Origin of the sequence: Pseudomonas sp. ES1, assembly GCF_050586605.1 — a bacterium.
GTDB classification, from domain to species: domain Bacteria; phylum Pseudomonadota; class Gammaproteobacteria; order Pseudomonadales; family Pseudomonadaceae; genus Aquipseudomonas; species Aquipseudomonas sichuanensis.
Genome location: NZ_JBOBDM010000001.1, coordinates 190,620 through 206,504 on the forward strand (window position 1 = coordinate 190,620; position 15,885 = coordinate 206,504).

Consider the following 15,885-nt stretch of genomic DNA (forward strand, 5'->3'; position numbering starts at 1 on the left):
ATCCGCAGGTTCCTGTCCGACGCCGTGACCTAGGGCGAACGCCACATTCGTCCTTCGATGACCTGACTCTAATTACAAAAGCAGCAGGACGTTGATATGGATATCCCCGAGGGTTTCAAACCGTTGTTTCGCAGCAGCCCGTTCCTTGACCTGCTGGGCCCGTTCCATTACCGCGAAAGCCACGACGGCTTTACCGTGGGCATTCGTGTGCAGGAAAAACATGCCAATGCGCGCGGCCTGGCCCATGGCGGCCTGTTCATGGCCCTGGCCGACATTGCCCTGGGCTACAACGCTGCGTTTTCCAAGGACCCGCCCTTGAAACTGGTGACCACCAGCCTGACCGCCGATTTCGCCGGCTCCGCCAAGGTCGGCGACTGGTTGGAGGCGACGGTCGACATCCAGAAAACCGGCAGCCGCCTGGTTTTCGCCAACAGCTATATCAAGGTCGGCGAGGAGCGTGTGGTCCGCGCCAGCGCCTCGTTCCTGGTGGCTGGCTGACCGTACCACCGGCGGCCGGCTGAGCGCCGGCCGCCGCCCCCCAAAAAAAGTGCCATTCATCCTGAATCATGGAGTGATCGACATGGACAGTGCCGCGCGCGCGCCGGAAAACCTTTCCGGGGTCGAAGACCGACCCGAACGCAAGGACACCAAACGCAAAGCCATCAGCAGCCCGTATTTTCATCGGCTGCAACGCAAGCATTTCCTGCTGTTCGACGTGTTGCTCATCCTCGGCGTGGTCCTGGCGATCGCGCTGGCCTTCATTCACCCGGTCAGTGCCGTGGACATCGGCTTGTTCATCACCTTCTGGGCTTTGACGGGCATCGGTATCAGCGTCGGCTACCACTGCTATTTCACCCACTGCTCGTTCAAGGCCAAGCCGATGGTCGGCGCCGTGCTGACTGTGCTCGGCTCGATGGCGGGCAGGGCGCACTGCTGTCCTGGGTCGCCATGCACCGGCGGCACCATGAGCTGAGCGACCAGCCTGGCGACCCGCACTCGCCAAACCTGCATGACCCGGGCGTGGTGGCGGGCATCAAGGGCCTGGTGCACTCGCACTTCACCTGGGCGAAGTGATCTCGATTATTCGCCAGGCGGTGGTCAGCCACAACGACATCACCCCCCACGACATCGTGCTGCTGATGCCCGGCAAGCTGCTCAACACCAGCAGCGGCAAGGCCATGCGCAGCGCCATGCTTACCCAGTACCTGGATCAGACTCTCGAGCGGTTGTGGGGTTAGCAGCGCTTCTCAGGCCAACGACAAGCGCGGGCGTGAAGCCAGGCCCGTGTTTCATCGATTGCATCAAGTGACCGCAGGCCTCACACCGGCAGGCTTGTATACGGCTGCTCTTCCCCTGGGCTGCGGGCGAACTCGCGCTTGTACTCGCGGCTGAACTGCGAGGTGCTCTGGTAGCCGACCCGGTGCGCCGCCTGGGCCACGCCCAGGCCTTCGCCGATCAGCATCTGCTGGGCCTTGAGCAGGCGCAGGCGCTTGAGGTACTGCATCGGTGCCAGGTCGGTGCTGCGCTTGAAGTGCTCATGGAAGGTCGACACGCTCATGTTGGCCCGGCTGGCCAGCTCCTCCACGCTCAGGGCTTGGGCGTAATGCTCGCGCAGGAAGGCCAGGGCGGCGCCGATGCGGGCGAAGTGCCCCTGCTGTTCGACCAGTGCCCGCAACACCCCGGCCTGTGGCCCGCGCAAGGCGCAATAGAGCACCTCGCGCACCCGTGCCGGGCCCAGCACCTTGGCGTCCAGTGGGTCCTGCAGGCACTGCAGCAGGCGTTCGACGCTGTCGCGCATGGCCGCGTCCAACGCCGCCGAGCTCATCGACTGCGGGGTTTGCACCTGCACCGGCGCATCCGGTGCCAGGTTCATGCTTTGCACCAGTTCCCCCAACTGTGCCCGGTCGATGTCCACCGCTACACCCAGCAGCGGCGCGTCCGAGGTGGCGAAGGTTTCGCACATGAAGGGGACCGACAGCGCCTGGATCAGGTAATGCCCGGCCCCGTATTCCAGGGTGCGCGGGCCCAGGCGCGCCAGTTTGCTGCCCTGGGCCAGGATGATCAGGCTGGGCTCGTAGATCTGCGGGCTGCTGGCCACGTAGTGGTCCCAGGTCAGCACCTTTACCTGAGGCAGCGTGGTTGGGACGAAGCCTGGGCGCGTGGCGAGGCCGCGGATCAATGAGCAGAGCGTGGCGTTGGCATCCACATGGCGGGTGAGGTGCATGGTCAACCTGGGCAGAGAATCGGACAGTGGCATCTTCGCAGAATCGCAGTTCAGCGCCAGAGGCGGCCTGGCGATTCCGGAGAATCAGGCATGCATGCCGGAGAATCGGCGATGGGCGAGGGCGGTTTGGGCGCCCAGAATGCGCCGCCTGAATCGTTTCACTCTTCGAGGTTCCCCATGTACAACGCCATCGGCTACGCCGCCCAGACCCCTAGCAGCCCCCTGGCTCCCATGACCTTCCAGCGCCGCAGCCCGCGCGCCGATGACGTTGCCATCGAAATCCTCTACTGCGGCGTGTGCCACTCCGACATTCACCAGGCGCGCAACGAGTGGGGCATTGCCGTGTACCCGCTGATGCCGGGCCACGAGATCGTTGGCCGGGTCACTGCGGTGGGCGAAAAAGTCAGCCGCTATCAGGTCGGCGACCTGGTCGGCGTGGGCTGCATGGTCGATTCCTGCCGCCACTGCGAGGCCTGCCGCCAGGACGTCGAGCAGTACTGCCTGCAAGGCCCGACCATGACCTACGCCACCCCCGATCGTGTGGACGGCAGCAACACCATGGGCGGCTACTCCAACAGCATCGTGGTCAGCGAACACTTCGTGCTGCGCATTCCCCGGGGCCTGGACCTGGCCAGCGCAGCGCCGATTCTGTGCGCCGGCATTACCACCTACTCGCCACTCAAGCACCATGGCGTCGGCCCCGGCCACAAGGTCGGTGTGCTGGGCATGGGCGGCCTGGGCCACATGGGCATCAAGTTCGCCAAGGCGCTGGGCGCCGAAGTGACCCTGTTCACCCGCTCGGCGAGCAAGGCCGAAGAAGCCCGCCGCCAGGGCGCCGACCATGTGATCGTCTCCACCGATGCCGAGCAGATGCGCGCCGCTGCCGGGCGTTTCGATTTCCTGCTCGACACCATTCCGGTGCAGCATGACCTCAACCCTTACCTGGAAACCCTGGCGTTTGGTGGCGTGCACATTCTGGTCGGGCTGATCGAGCCGGTCGATCCGCCGGTGCATGCCGCCAACCTGGTGATGAAGCGCCGGGTGCTGGCCGGTTCGTTGATTGGCGGGATCGCCGAAACCCAGGAGGTGCTTGAGTTCTGTGCCGAGCACGGGATCAGCTGTGATATCGAGATGCTTGATATCCGCAACATCAACCAGGCTTATGAGCGGATGATCGTTGGGGATGTGAAGTATCGGTTTGTGATCGACATGGCGACTTTGCAGGGCTGAAGGCTTGCCTGGCTTGGGGTTGCATGAGGGCGACCAGGTGCATGGCGACAGATGTGCAGCGCCCTCAAGATCGAGCGCCGCCCGCGCGGCGCATCGCTGGCAAGCCAGCTCCCACATCTGTTTCGGGCCAGTCACTCCTGTGATTTCACCACTGTCCGCCTTGTTGGTTCGACTCGGTGTTGAAGTGGGCACCACTGGCGCCTCGCCCGACTTGAGACATGCACCAAGGCGGGCAGCGGTACTTCCACAGACATAACTGGCCCGAAACAGATGTGGGAGCTGGCTTGCCAGCGATGCGCCGCGCGGGCGGCGCTCGATCTCATAGGCGCTGCAAAATTACCGGCGAACATCTGTTCGGTTGTGACACCCGGCCTCGATGCGTACCATGCCTGGCATCCTTCCAATAACAACACGTGCGTCAACGGCCCCGACCCCCGGCCGCCGGCGCGCGCCCTGTTGCCTTGCCCGCGGAGAAACACCCCTTCACATGAATGGCCCCGTACCTACCACAATGCCGCCCACCGCCGGCACCGGCAGCTGGCTGAGCGTCATCGCCCTGGCGCTGGCGGCGTTCATCTTCAACACCACCGAGTTCGTCCCGGTGGCGCTGCTCAGCGACATCGGCCGCAGCTTTGACATGACCACCGCGCAGGTCGGCCTGATGCTGACCATCTACGCCTGGGTGGTGGCGCTGGCCTCGCTGCCGATGATGCTGATGACCCGCAACATCGAGCGCCGCCGCCTGCTGTTGCTGGTGTTCCTGGTGTTCATCGTCAGCCATGTGCTGTCGTGGCAGGCGCAAAGCTTCGCCATGCTGCTGGTCAGCCGCATCGGCATCGCCCTGGCCCACGCGGTGTTCTGGGCGATCACCGCGTCGCTGGCGGTGCGGGTGGCGCCGCCGGGGCAACAGGCCAAGGCGCTCGGGCTGCTGGCCACCGGCACCACCCTGGCCATGGTCATGGGTATTCCGCTGGGGCGGGTGGTGGGTGAGGCGCTGGGCTGGCGGGTGACCTTCCTGGGCATCGCCGGGGTGGCGCTGGCGACCATGCTCTGCCTGATGAAATCGCTGCCGCTGCTGCCCAGCCAGAACTCGGGCTCGCTGCGCAGCCTGCCGATCCTGTTCAAGCGCCCGGCGCTGGTGATCACCTATGTGCTGGTGACGCTGGTGATCACCGCGCAGTTCACGGCCTATAGCTACATCGAACCCTTCGCCCTGCACGTGGCGCAGATCGGCGGCGAGCGCACCACGCTGCTGCTGTTGCTGTTCGGTGGCGCGGGCGTGTTCGGTTCGCTGCTGTTCAGCCGCTACAGCGATCGCTTCCCCCATGGCTTCCTGGTCGGTTCGATCGGTGCGCTGGCGGCGTGCCTGCTGTTGCTGTTGCCGCTGTCGGGCAACTTCTACCTGTTCGCTGGCCTGAGCATGGTCTGGGGCATCGCGATCCTCAGCTTCAGCCTGTCGCTGCAATCCAAGACCCTCAAGCTCGCCTCGGACGCCACCGATGTGGCCATGGCGCTGTTCTCGGGCATCTACAACATCGGCATCGGCGGTGGTGCGCTGCTGGGCAGTATCGTCAGCAGCCAGACGGGTGTGGCGAATATCGGCATGGTTGGCGGGGGCGTGGCGGTGGTCGGGCTGCTGCTGGCTGCGGCCAGCACCCGGCGCTTCCGTGAGGCGCTGGGCGGGGCCTAGCCCCCCAGGTTCAGCGCGGCCTCTTTCAGCCAGACCCGCGCGCCCTGGCTGCCGGCCTTGAGTTCGATGGCCTGCCCCGCCGGCAGGCGCATCCAGCTCCAGGTCGGCAGGCTGCCCGCCGTGCCGTGCAACTGGCCGGCCAGTACCATCAGCTCCAGCCCACGGCCACTGTCCCAGCGGCAGGTATCAGCGGGCTGCAGCACCTCCAGCCAGACCCGTTCATGGTCATTTTCAAACAGCGTCCCGCCCTGCGCGGGTAACTGCATCACCAGCGCCTGGCGATCCTGCGGATGGAACTGACGCAGGCGCACGAAGATCACACAGCCTTCGCTGGCGCCCGGGGTATGGGCGCTGCCCGGTGGGTTGCGCACGTAGCTGCCCACCGGGTAGCGACCGTGCTCATCCTCGAACACCCCTTCCAACACCACGAACTCCTCGCCGGCACCGTGCACATGGGCACTGAAACGGCTGCCCGGCGCATAGCGCACCAGCGAGGTGGCCCGCGCCTGCTCGCCGCCGACCCGGTACAGCATGCGCCGCTCGACGCCGGGCAGTGGGCTGGGCAGCCACGGCAATGCGGCGCCGTGCACGGTCACGGGGCGGGACAGGTCGGCGTTCAGTTGCAGGTCGTGCATGCTGGCTCCCGTCAGCGCAGGAAGGGGTTGCGCAGACGCACCCAGACGATCGCCGGCAGGGCCATCAGCAACCATTTGAGGTAGCGGTTCACGTCGTACTGTTCGCAGGCCACGCCGATGACGGTGCACACCACCACCACCGCGAGGAACTCGATCATCTTGTGCATCGGTTGCTTTCCATCATTGGCACAAAGGAGGGCGCGCACTTTACCAGTTGGCAGGCCAGCTTAGCGCCGTTGCATTTCGCCGTAACATTTTCACGCTTTACAGTTGAGCATGCCCAGCTACCGTCCTGGCATTTTCATCAGCCAAGGACGCGCCCCCATGCCTACTCACAACGGCGGCTGCCTGTGCGGCCGTATCCGCTTCAGTGCTCGCGGGACGCCGCGGTTTCCCCACACCTGCTCCTGCCATATGTGCCAGCGCCACTCCGGCAGCCTTACCCTGTGCTGGGTGGAGTTCGACAAAGCCGACGTGTCGTGGACCGGGGAGGGCGGGGCGCCGAGCCTGTATCGCTCATCCGAAGGCTCCAGCCGCGCCTTCTGCCCGACCTGCGGCAGCTCCCTCGGCGCCATCGACGATGCGCCCACGGTGGCCTTGCTGCTGGGCTGTTTTGACGCGAAAGGGGCCGATGCCTTTAGGCCGACCGCGCATTCGTTCAGCACCTCGCGACCGCGTTGGTGGACGCCCGGCGCTCGCACTGACACCCTGTGAGCGGCTAGCCCAACCAACACGTCATGGAAGATCGCAATGCTCAAGCGCAACAGCCTGGTCCCCGAACTGATCGTCAGCGACCTCGAGGCCAGCCTCGGTTTCTGGGTTTCACTGCTGGGTTTCGACATCGCCTATCAGCGCCCGGAACAGCGTTTCGCCTACCTGGACCTGAACGGCTCGCAGGTCATGCTCGAACAGCTCGATCCCGATGACAACTGGCTTACCGGCCCGATGGAAAAACCCCTGGGGCGGGGCATGCACCTGCAGATCGACGTAGTGGCGGTCGAGCCGCTGATCGAACGTCTTGAGCAGCAACGCTGGCCCCTGTTCAGGCCCTGCGAGGAGGTGTGGTACCGGGTGGGCGAGGCTGAAGTGGGTCTGCGCCAGGTCCTGGTGCAGGACCCCGACGGCTACCTGATCAGGCTGGCACAGTGGCTGGGTGAAAGGCCCGTTCAAGTGACGTCGTGCTGTTCCCTTGAGTGACTGGGGCCGCCTTGCGGCCCTTCGCGGGCAAGCCCGTTCCCACAGGATGTGCGCATTGCTTGAATCATGCGCTGTACCTGTGGGAGCGGGCTTGCCCGCGAAGGGCTGCAACGCAGCCCCCAGTTGACGCGATGCCAGTGCCTGGCTTGCCGAGGTTGTGCGGCCTGCGGCCAACCGCATGAAAGACGCTATCCTTGCCCCATGACCAACCAACCTCCACTACGCCACCCATGCCCACCAGGCGCCTGTGACTGCGGCCGCGAGCAGCTGCTCGACGGCCCGGCCGAAGGGCGGCGCATCCTGCTGCTTACCCGCGAGGAAGAAAAGCGTCTGGTCGAACGCCTGGAAAACCTCAAGGACCTCGACGACCTCCACCATCTACAAGGGCGCCTGTACCAGAACCTCGGCATCCGCGTGCACATCGCCCCCGGCTACAACGAGGTACGCACCATGCGCGGCATCGTCATCGAGCTTGAGGCGCTGCCCGGCCTGTGCCGCAAGACCCGCCAGGCGATCCCCGCCGCCATCCGCCGTGGCCTGGAGCGCAATCCGCAGGTGGCGTATCGCCTGCTGGATGCCCATGACCTGCTGGGTGGTGCCTAGCGCATCGCCGCCAGCTTGATCCCGAACCCTACCAGGCAGGCACCCGCCAACCGCTCCAGCAGGTTGCTGACCCGCGGGCTGGCACGCATGCGCTCGGCCAGGTGGTGGGTGAGCAGCACGGCTACCAGGCCGTAGAGCAGGGTCAGCGCTGCGACGGTCACCGCCATGAAGCTGAAGGTCAACATGCCCTGGTGTTTCACCGGGTCGATGAACAGTGGGAAGAACGCCATGTAGAACATGATCGCCTTGGGGTTGAGCAGGGTGATCATCATGGTCTGGCGCAGGTAGCGCCCGCCGGCCATGCCGCTGTCGCGCGGCGCCGCGCCGGGCTTGCTCAGCACCATGCGCAAACCGAGCCAGGCCAGGTAGGCGGCGCCGGCCCACTGCACCACGTGAAAGGCTGCCGGGTATGCGGCCAGCAAGGTGGCCACGCCCGCCACCGCCAGCCACATCAGCACCTGGTCACCGAGGATCACCCCGAAGGTGGCGGCCAGCCCGCCCTTGATGCCGCCCTTGCCGGTGGCGGTAATCAGGGCGAAGTTACCGGGGCCGGGGATCGCCAGCAGGATCAGGAACGCAATCACGAAAGCGCCGTAGTCGGTCACGCCGAGCATGGGGGAGTTCTCCAGGTGCGGGGTTGGCGGGCAGAAGACGATATATGCCATCATCCACGGCGCTTGCAAAGCCGCAACATCACAAGGAGGTGAAGATGGCGTTTTCAACCGATGAACGTGAGCAACTGCTGGCGGTCAAGGGCGTCGGCCCGACCGTGCTGCAGCGCCTGGAGCAGCTCGGCTACAGCTCGCTGGCCCAGCTGGCCCAGGCCGACGCCCGGCAGATTGTCGAAGCCGCCGCCAGCCTGGTCGGCTCCAGTTGCTGGAAGAACAGCCCTCAGGCCCGTAGCGCGATCCAGGCTGCCATTGCCCAGGCCAAGTCATCGACCGGTGTACCCGGCTAATTTTCCCCAGCGGCTTTTCGTTTCTTTGAGAGCCACGCTGCGCCCCGCGCATTCGGCCCTCATCATCCAAGGAGACAGGCAATGACTTCCGTTTTCGACCGCGACGACATCGTGTTCCAGGTAGTGATCAACCACGAAGAGCAATATTCCATCTGGCCCGACTACAAGGCCATCCCCAATGGCTGGCGCGCGGCCGGCAAAAGCGGCCTGAAGCAGGACTGCCTGGCCTGGATCGACGAAGTCTGGACCGACATGCGCCCGCTGAGCCTGCGCCAGCAGATGGCCGCAGCCGCTGCGCAGTGAGCACCGTGAACCTGCTGTGCCTGCCGTACTCCGGGGCCAGCGCCATGGTCTACAGCCGCTGGCGGCGCAAGCTGCCGGCCTGGCTGCAGGTGCGCCCGGTGGAGCTGCCGGGCCGCGGCGCGCGGCTGGGCGAGGCGCTGCACACCGACATGCAGGCCCTGGCCCGGCAACTGGCCAGCGAACAACGCCTGGCGGCCAACGCCCCCTACGCCTTGCTCGGGCACAGCCTGGGGGCGCTGGTGGCCTTCGAGCTGGCCCACGAGCTGCAGGCACTGGGCTGCCCGCCACCCTTGGCACTGTTCGCCTGCGGCACGGCGGCCCCGACCCGGCGCGAGGACTATGACGGCGCGAACTGGCGCGAGCCGAAGAGCGACGAAGCGCTGCTGGCCGAGTTGCGCAAGCTGGGCGGCACGCCCGAGGAAGTGCTGGCCAACGAAGAGCTGATGAGCCTGACGTTGCCGGTGGTGCGCGCCGACTTCCTGCTGTGCGGCCGCTATGCCTACCGTCAGCGGGCGCCGTTGCACTGCCCGCTGCATGTGCTCGGCGGCGACACTGACCGTGCTAACGCCGAACAGCTCCAGGCCTGGCGCCGCGAGTCCCAGGGCGAGTTCAGCCTCGAGATGTTCCCCGGCGGGCACTTCTTCATCCACGAACATGAAGACCGTGTGCTGGGTGCGCTTACCGGTGCGCTCGAGCCGTTGCGGCTCACCGCCTGATTGACGTCACCCCTTGCCTGGGCGAGGCTTGTCGCCTGTGTGGCGTCACGGCCACGGTTTCCCAGGCAAGGGGCTGACAATGCTGATCGATTCAACACGCGCCACGCTGCTGGTGGTCGACATCCAGGAAAAACTCATCGGCGCCATGAGCGACCCCGCAGGCACCGAGGCCCGGGCGCGCTGGTTGCTGGCAGCGACCGCCGACCTGGAGCTGCCTACGGTCATTTCCGAGCAGTACCCAAAAGGCCTTGGCCACACCCTCGAATCCCTCAAGGCGGCTGCGCCAAGCGCCGTCATCGTCGAGAAGACCCACTTTTCCTGCGTCGCCGCCGACTGCCTGCCGGCCAGCCTGCTGGGCCGTGAGCAGGTGATCGTGTGCGGCATGGAAACCCACGTCTGCGTGCTGCAGACCGTGCTCGGCCTGCTCGCCCTGGGCAAACAGGTGTTCGTGGTCGAGGACGCCTGCGACAGCCGTACCGCCGCCAGCAAGGCCGCAGGCCTGGCACGCATGCGCGCCGCCGGGGCACAGATCGTCACCCGCGAGATGGTGCTGTTCGAACTGATGGGCAGCGCCAGCCACCCGCTGTTTCGCCATATCAGCAAGACCTACCTGGTGGGTGAACAGCCCTGACGGTTGGCCTCGCTAAGACGCGCCAGCAGCCCACCGGCATAGCCCTCGTTGCAGGCGTTGTCGGTGGCGGCTGTTTGTCTGCTGATGATGCTTGTGAGAATTCCACTACAGCTAAATGGGAAAGCGCCCTCATTCCGTCGGGGTGGTTCCTGACTCCTTCAAGTGCCAGCGCCTGAGTATCGTCTCTCGCCACGATTCAGGCTGACTGATGGCTGGCCCAACTGAGTAATCCGTTGCGTGCCCGGCGCGCCGGGCACCATGGCTGCGGCCTGGTATGCAACTTGTCTGTGCTGCGCAATCGATCTGCCTGGATGCCCTCGATGATCAGGTACCAGAAGCAGCGATTCCATGCCCGGAAGGTCTTCCGACACACTTGTGAAACCCTGCGCCTTGCAGGTGGCGATTACCCCTCTCGCCGAAATCCAGGCCCAGGACGTCGGCCGTGGCGCCGCAGTGTTCGATGCCTGGCTACGGGAAGTCAGTGCCGGCCATGCCACCCTCGAGCGCCTCAAGGCCGTCGCCGGCAATGTGCCAGTGGCGGGCAACAGCATCGCCCTGATCGAAGTACTGAGCGCTATCACGACCCTGGCCCGCAGCCAGGTACCCGACCCGCTCGACTGCGCCACCTTTGCCCTCAACCTGATCGGCCTGGTCACCTCGCCCGCTGGTGAGGCGCCGGCGCGCATGAGCTTGCGGCCGATGCTGTTGTTCGTGCGCCAGGAGGGTAAACAGGTGCTTGACGATGCGTCGGTCGAACTGCTGGCCGGCCACCTCAACGCCGATATCGTCGGCAGCCTTGATAATTTCGTCAGCCAGGCCGCTGGCAAACTCAAGGGCATCCTGGCCGAGGCCGCCACGCTCGGCGAGCGGATCATCCTCGACATTGCCAGCGGCCTGGCCACCCTGGCCGAAGGCGCCAGCTCAAAACACGCCCGCCCGGCATCCACCCCAAGCAGCGCGCTGATGCACAACCCGCTGGCCACACTCGACAACTACCTGGCCGGTGCCTTCAGCGCCTACAAACACTCTGGCAAGGGTATGACCAGTGTCGGCCTTCCGTTCAGCGCAGCGGCCAAAACCGAACTGCTCACCCGCAGCGCGCACCTGCGCACCTTGGCTTCACTGATACGCGGCATGATCCTCAAGCTGGGCGACGCTGGCAGCCCCGGTTCCATCGAGGCCCTGAGTCAGATCCTGGCCAGCAGCGTCAAGCAGTGGCGCCAGCGTAATCCCCAGGTGGTGGCAGCCAACATCAAGCCCGGCGGCACCAGCAAGGCTCGCCACCATCTGGCCGAAGGCAAGCTGGAAACCCAAAAAGAGCAGGCGCCCGTGTCCCAGGCCGCCAACCCATGCAAGAACGGCGCCCCGGCCAACACCTGCAACAGCATCAACTTCGCCCTGGGCAGCGAGACCTTGCAGCACACCGACTTCAGCCTGCCCGGCCCGTTCCCGATCACCTGGACCCGCACCTACCACTCGCGCCTGGCCGCCCTCGACAGCGGCAGCTTCGGCGCCCGCTGGATCACCGCCTTCACCACCTGCATCGATGTGCAGGACGATGGCCTGCTGCTGCACGATATCGACGGCCGCAGCCACGCCTACCCGCTGCCCAAGGTCGGCAAAACCCATTACGACGCGGTCGAGTACCGTGGCCTGACCCGCACCACCGACACCCAGCTCATCCTCTCGCGTGGGCAGGAGCGCCACGAGACCTACGAGCGCGTTGGCGATCGCTTCCACCTGGTGCATATCGTCATGCGCAACGGCGTCGGCGCGATGCTGCACTACGAGCACAACCACAACGGCCGCCCGGTGCTGTCGGACATCAACACCTACGCCGACAACGACCCGTCCAAAGTCCACCTGCAACTGGGCACCTTGCTCGATGAGCACGGCCATATCCAGGGCCTGTGGCAGGTGGTCGACGGCAAGCCGCTACGCCAGCTGTGCGCCTACCACTACGACGACCAGGGCGACCTGATCGCCGCCCAGGACGAGCATGGCGCCGCCTGGCGCTACCAGTACCAGCACCACCTGATTACCCGTTACACCGACCGCACCGAGCGCGGCCTCAACCTGGAATGGGACGGCAGTGGCCCGCACGCCCGGGCGATCCGCGAATGGGCCGACGACGGCAGCTTCGAAACCCGCCTGGCGTGGGACGCGCACATCCGCCTGACCACCGTGACCGACGCCCACGGCGGCCAGACCCGCCACTACTACGACGCCGAGGGCTACACCTACCGCATCCAGCACGCTGACGAGCGCTCCGAGTGGCTGTTCCGCGACGCCCGCAAGAACGTGGTGCGCCACCTGCACGCCGACGGCAGCCAGGATCGCTACACCTACGATGAGCGCAGCAACCGCCTGCAGCACATCCGCGCCGACCATAGCGTCGTCCACTACGCCTACGACGACAAGGACCAACTGATCAAGATCAGCGATGCCGAAGGCGGCCTGTGGCTGCGCGACTACGACGATGCCGGCAACCTGGTCGAAACGGTCGACCCGCTGGGCAACAAGACCGAGTTCGCCTACACCTCAACCGGGCAGCTCAAGGCGGTCAAGGACGCCAACGGCAACGAGAAGAAGCTGGCGTATAACGACGCCGGGCAACTGCTCGAATACACCGACTGCTCCGGCAAGACCAGCCAGTGGGCCTACGACGAGCTGGGGCGCTTGGTGCAGGCCAGCAATGCGCTGGGGGAGAAGACTCAGTTCGCGTAGGAGGCCGGTCAGTTCGCCGGGATTACCCATCCCGACACGAGCGAAGAACGCTTCCACTATGATGCCGAAGGCCGCCTGCTGGCGCATGTCGATGCCCTCGACCGCTGCACCACCTGGGCGTACAGCGCTGCAGGCCTGTTGACCGAACGCATCGACGCCAACGAGCACACCCTGCGCTACCGCTGGGACAAGCTTGGCCGCTTGATCGGGCTGGAAAACGAGAACGCGAGCAAGACCACTTTCCTCTACGACCCGGTGGGCCGCCTGTTGCAAGAGACCGGCTTCGATGGTCTGGTCACCTGTTACCAGTACGACCCGTACAGCGGTCGCCTCGCCTCGACCCAGGTTGGCCAGCGCCATATCGAATTGACCTTCGACCCTATGGGTCGATTGAGTGAGCGTACGGCCCGCCTGGGCAACCAGAGCCAGAGCGAAACCTTCGCCTACGACGGCAACGGCCAGCTGATCCAGGCCGTCAACGCCGCCAGCAAGCTGCAATGGTTCTTCGATGACGCCGGCAACCTAAGCCGCGAGCACCAGTACTATCTGGCCACCGGCACGCCGATGGTTGCGGTGTGGCAGCACGAGTACGACGCGCTCAACCAGCGCACCGCGACGATCCGACCGGACGGCCACAAGGTCGGTTGGCTGACCTATGGCAGCGGCCATCTGCTCGGCATGACCCTCGACCAGCACGAGATGCTGGCCTACGAGCGCGATGACCTGCACCGCGAGGTGGTGCGGCATCAGGGCAACAAACTGATGCAGGCCCAGGCCTGGGACCCCGCCGGGCGTTTGCAGGAACAGCTGCTGGGCAGCCATGACGGCCAGTCCACGCTGCTCAAGCGTCAGTACCGCTACGATGCTGCCGGCCAGTTGACCAATATCCACGACAGCCGTCGTGGCCAGCTGGCGTACCAGTACGATCCCCTTGGGCGCCTGCTGCAGGCCACCAGCCGCTTGGGCGTGGAAACCTTCGCCTTCGACCCGGCCGGCAACCTGCTGGACCAGCAGACCCAGGAACTGAACCGCCCGCTGGAAGCCGACCCACGCCGTAACAACCTGCTGCGCGAGTACGCCGGGAGCCACTACAAATACGACGAACGCGGCAACCTGATCCACCGCCTGCACAACGATGCCCACGCGCACTTCACCTGGGACCTGTTCGACCGACTGGCCAGCTACAACGACGACAAGCTCAAGGCCGACTACAGCTACGACGCCTTGGGCCGACGCCTGCATAAATATTCGGTGGCGCATTTCTGGGATCGCCCCGAGGCGGGCACCGGCTGGAACCAGCTGCAGCGGGCCAAACGCCAACGTGAGCTCGATTGCGGCTTCACCCTGTTTGGCTGGGACGGCGACACGCTGGCCTGGGAAAGCTCACCACCTCTCGATGAAGGCGACACCGGCCGCACGGTGCATTACCTGTATGAACCGGAAAGCTTCGTGCCGGTTGCCCAGGCCCTGCGTAAAAGCCCGATCCGCCTGCACAAGCAACCGGACTGGAGCCAGCGCGAGTACGACTTCGATCAGGATCCGCTGTGGCATACCGAGGTGAAACCGCAGCCGTTCGACGCGATTGCTTGGTACCACTGCGATCACCTCGGCACACCGATGGAGCTGACCGATGAGCAGGGCAATGTCGCCTGGGCCGGGCAGTACAAGGCGTGGGGCGAGGTGCGTGAAGAGCGCTCGGCGTGGGCCAAGCAGCACGGCCTGGGCAACCCAATTCGTTTCCAGGGGCAGTACCACGACCATGAGACCGGGCTGCACTACAACCGCTTCCGGTATTGTGATCCGATAACTGGGCGCTATGTTTCAAGGGACCCCTCGGGTTTGAGGGGTGGACTTAATACTTATAGTTACGCTTCCGGGAACCCGTTGCGTTATATCGACCCTTTGGGATTGAATCCGGTTGTTGGATGTGCAGCAGGTTCTTGGGCCGGACCAGTCGGGTGTGGTGCAGGAGCATTGATAGGGACGCTTGCAGGTGCTGTTGCGGTCGGGGCAGTTCTTAGCACTTCTGGAGACACCGCCAAGTCAGAGGATGCAGACCGTGACCTGATTGGGCGCAAAATCAGCCCGTTGAGTATGGATATGCCACCGCCAGGAAACTGTCAGCCTGGAGAGCATAGAAAACTGCAAGATGAGGTAAACGCTTCGTGTAAAGGAGGCAAGCGGAGTTGCAGGTCGGTTACTGATCCTGTTCTGGCGTCAGAGTTGCGAGAGGTCAATTTGCAGTGCGCGATGGCCCGTGAGGCTGTCAATAATCGTTGTTTCGCCGGTGGTGATGCGACACATAGAGAGCAAGCTATCAGGGCATGGGAGGGAGTAGCAGTATGCGAGTCCAAGATACGTTAAATGCAAGACAGGGAAGTATCCGAAAAATGGTTGAGGCAGCTTTCAAGAAAGAGAATCCACCTGACGCAAGTGAAATTATATCCTCATTACATTTGGAGCCTTTACAAATCAAGGGTTACTTTGCCGGCAAAAGATGGTGGGATATTACTTTGCAAGGGCTTTTTGATGATTATATAGGTGATTCGTCTGCTTGCCTGACATTTATGACTTCAGCTGGTGTTGAATACTACCTGCCAGCCTACCTGCTGATGGCAGCTGAGCATTATTATGATGGAGGCATTGTTACGGAAGACTTTGCTTATGGGTTAAGGAGGTCGATAATGAGAGATGACTTATATCGTATGAGCCTTTATGGCACTGAAAAAAAGAAAGCAATTGTTGAGGTTTTGGTTTTTCTTTGGAAGGAGTACGGTGACGAGGAGGCGTTGGAAGCGATGAGGGCGATTGCTGTGTGCTGGGGGGATGAATATATAAACTCGGGTGGACAAGAATAAGTAAGCTCCTACAAAGCCTAGCTCAGATTTTCAGCGGTATTTCTGAAGCACCACACTAGTGTAAGAAACAAGATGAACATTGGGATGCCCTGGCGCCAGCCCCGGTGGGACGC

At 64.2% G+C, this 15,885-nt stretch carries 18 protein-coding genes and 2 pseudogenes; 16 read left to right on the top strand and 4 right to left on the bottom strand.

Going from position 1 to position 15,885, the window contains the following annotated elements; genetic code table 11:
• The first annotated feature begins 96 nt into the window (after positions 1-96).
• The 4 genes from ACQ4N9_RS00990 (at position 97) to ACQ4N9_RS01005 (ending at position 1,238) form a co-directional block, all read left to right on the top strand.
• A complete protein-coding gene (locus ACQ4N9_RS00990; RefSeq protein WP_390970647.1) occupies positions 97-498 on the top strand; it encodes a PaaI family thioesterase in 402 nt (133 codons plus the stop codon).
• 82 nt (positions 499-580) lie between these two features.
• On the top strand, positions 581-973 hold the full coding sequence (locus ACQ4N9_RS00995; protein ID WP_390970645.1) for a hypothetical protein: 393 nt from the start codon (positions 581-583) through the stop codon (positions 971-973).
• Entirely contained in the window at positions 949-1,074 is a 126-nt protein-coding gene (locus ACQ4N9_RS01000) for a hypothetical protein (RefSeq protein WP_390970643.1), read from the top strand. Before ACQ4N9_RS00995 ends, ACQ4N9_RS01000 begins: the two co-directional genes overlap by 25 nt.
• Positions 1,071-1,238 (top strand): hypothetical protein, encoded by a 168-nt coding sequence (locus ACQ4N9_RS01005; protein ID WP_390970641.1) that lies wholly within the window; start codon positions 1,071-1,073, stop codon positions 1,236-1,238. The genes ACQ4N9_RS01000 and ACQ4N9_RS01005 overlap by 4 nt, the downstream gene beginning before the upstream one ends.
• A gap of 80 nt (positions 1,239-1,318) precedes the next feature.
• On the opposite strand, the gene ACQ4N9_RS01010 is transcribed toward ACQ4N9_RS01005, so the two are convergent.
• Positions 1,319-2,224, bottom strand: coding sequence for an AraC family transcriptional regulator (locus ACQ4N9_RS01010; RefSeq protein WP_390970639.1), 906 nt, complete (start codon positions 2,222-2,224; stop codon positions 1,319-1,321).
• Positions 2,225-2,401: 177 nt separating this feature from the next.
• Here ACQ4N9_RS01010 and ACQ4N9_RS01015 point away from each other — a divergent pair, with 177 nt between their 5' ends.
• Both ACQ4N9_RS01015 and ACQ4N9_RS01020 read left to right on the top strand, forming a co-directional pair.
• The gene (locus ACQ4N9_RS01015; protein WP_390970637.1) at positions 2,402-3,454 is read left to right on the top strand and encodes an NAD(P)-dependent alcohol dehydrogenase; all 1,053 of its coding nucleotides are present in this window, start codon (positions 2,402-2,404) and stop codon (positions 3,452-3,454) included.
• 487 nt (positions 3,455-3,941) lie between these two features.
• Entirely contained in the window at positions 3,942-5,144 is a 1,203-nt protein-coding gene (locus ACQ4N9_RS01020; protein WP_110994757.1) for a sugar transporter, read from the top strand.
• Here the strand turns inward: ACQ4N9_RS01020 and ACQ4N9_RS01025 are convergent.
• The gene (locus ACQ4N9_RS01025) at positions 5,141-5,779 is read right to left on the bottom strand and encodes a cupin domain-containing protein (RefSeq protein WP_390970635.1); all 639 of its coding nucleotides are present in this window, start codon (positions 5,777-5,779) and stop codon (positions 5,141-5,143) included. The genes ACQ4N9_RS01020 and ACQ4N9_RS01025 overlap by 4 nt on opposite strands.
• An 11-nt stretch (positions 5,780-5,790) precedes the next feature.
• Positions 5,791-5,946, bottom strand: a complete 156-nt coding sequence (locus ACQ4N9_RS01030; RefSeq protein WP_153788526.1) for a hypothetical protein — start codon at positions 5,944-5,946, stop codon at positions 5,791-5,793.
• A gap of 157 nt (positions 5,947-6,103) precedes the next feature.
• Here ACQ4N9_RS01030 and ACQ4N9_RS01035 point away from each other — a divergent pair, with 157 nt between their 5' ends.
• The 3 genes from ACQ4N9_RS01035 (at position 6,104) to ACQ4N9_RS01045 (ending at position 7,579) form a co-directional block, all read left to right on the top strand.
• Positions 6,104-6,493 carry a GFA family protein gene (locus tag ACQ4N9_RS01035; protein ID WP_390970633.1) on the top strand — a complete coding sequence of 130 codons (390 nt, stop codon included), beginning with the start codon at positions 6,104-6,106 and terminating at the stop codon, positions 6,491-6,493.
• Positions 6,494-6,529: 36 nt separating this feature from the next.
• Positions 6,530-6,976 carry a bleomycin resistance protein gene (locus tag ACQ4N9_RS01040; RefSeq protein WP_390970631.1) on the top strand — a complete coding sequence of 149 codons (447 nt, stop codon included), beginning with the start codon at positions 6,530-6,532 and terminating at the stop codon, positions 6,974-6,976.
• Between the two features lie 201 nt (positions 6,977-7,177).
• A complete protein-coding gene (locus ACQ4N9_RS01045) occupies positions 7,178-7,579 on the top strand; it encodes a hypothetical protein (RefSeq protein ID WP_125859008.1) in 402 nt (133 codons plus the stop codon).
• Here the strand turns inward: ACQ4N9_RS01045 and ACQ4N9_RS01050 are convergent.
• Positions 7,576-8,193: a LysE family transporter gene (locus ACQ4N9_RS01050; protein WP_390970715.1), complete on the bottom strand. Its 618-nt coding sequence runs from the start codon at positions 8,191-8,193 to the stop codon at positions 7,576-7,578. The two genes, ACQ4N9_RS01045 and ACQ4N9_RS01050, sit on opposite strands and share 4 nt — an antisense overlap.
• A gap of 95 nt (positions 8,194-8,288) precedes the next feature.
• On the opposite strand from ACQ4N9_RS01050, the gene ACQ4N9_RS01055 reads away from it, so the two are divergent.
• The 7 genes and pseudogenes from ACQ4N9_RS01055 to ACQ4N9_RS01085 all read left to right on the top strand — a co-directional run bounded on the left by ACQ4N9_RS01055 (position 8,289) and on the right by ACQ4N9_RS01085 (position 15,772).
• Positions 8,289-8,537 carry a helix-hairpin-helix domain-containing protein gene (locus tag ACQ4N9_RS01055; protein ID WP_390970629.1) on the top strand — a complete coding sequence of 83 codons (249 nt, stop codon included), beginning with the start codon at positions 8,289-8,291 and terminating at the stop codon, positions 8,535-8,537.
• An 81-nt stretch (positions 8,538-8,618) separates the two neighbouring features.
• A complete protein-coding gene (locus tag ACQ4N9_RS01060; protein ID WP_110994763.1) occupies positions 8,619-8,840 on the top strand; it encodes an MbtH family protein in 222 nt (73 codons plus the stop codon).
• Complete coding sequence (locus tag ACQ4N9_RS01065; protein WP_125859007.1) at positions 8,837-9,556, top strand: thioesterase II family protein; 720 nt, start codon at positions 8,837-8,839, stop codon at positions 9,554-9,556. The genes ACQ4N9_RS01060 and ACQ4N9_RS01065 overlap by 4 nt, the downstream gene beginning before the upstream one ends.
• A 79-nt stretch (positions 9,557-9,635) precedes the next feature.
• Positions 9,636-10,187: a hydrolase gene (locus ACQ4N9_RS01070; RefSeq protein ID WP_323831720.1), complete on the top strand. Its 552-nt coding sequence runs from the start codon at positions 9,636-9,638 to the stop codon at positions 10,185-10,187.
• Between the two features lie 348 nt (positions 10,188-10,535).
• A pseudogene (locus tag ACQ4N9_RS01075) lies at positions 10,536-14,828 on the top strand (RHS repeat-associated core domain-containing protein); the annotation flags it as partial.
• Between the two features lie 255 nt (positions 14,829-15,083).
• Positions 15,084-15,278 (top strand): annotated as a pseudogene (locus ACQ4N9_RS01080) (hypothetical protein); the annotation flags it as partial.
• Entirely contained in the window at positions 15,257-15,772 is a 516-nt protein-coding gene (locus tag ACQ4N9_RS01085; protein ID WP_390970626.1) for a DUF6714 family protein, read from the top strand. The pseudogene ACQ4N9_RS01080 and the gene ACQ4N9_RS01085, both read left to right, overlap by 22 nt.
• Positions 15,773-15,885 lie beyond the last annotated feature (113 nt).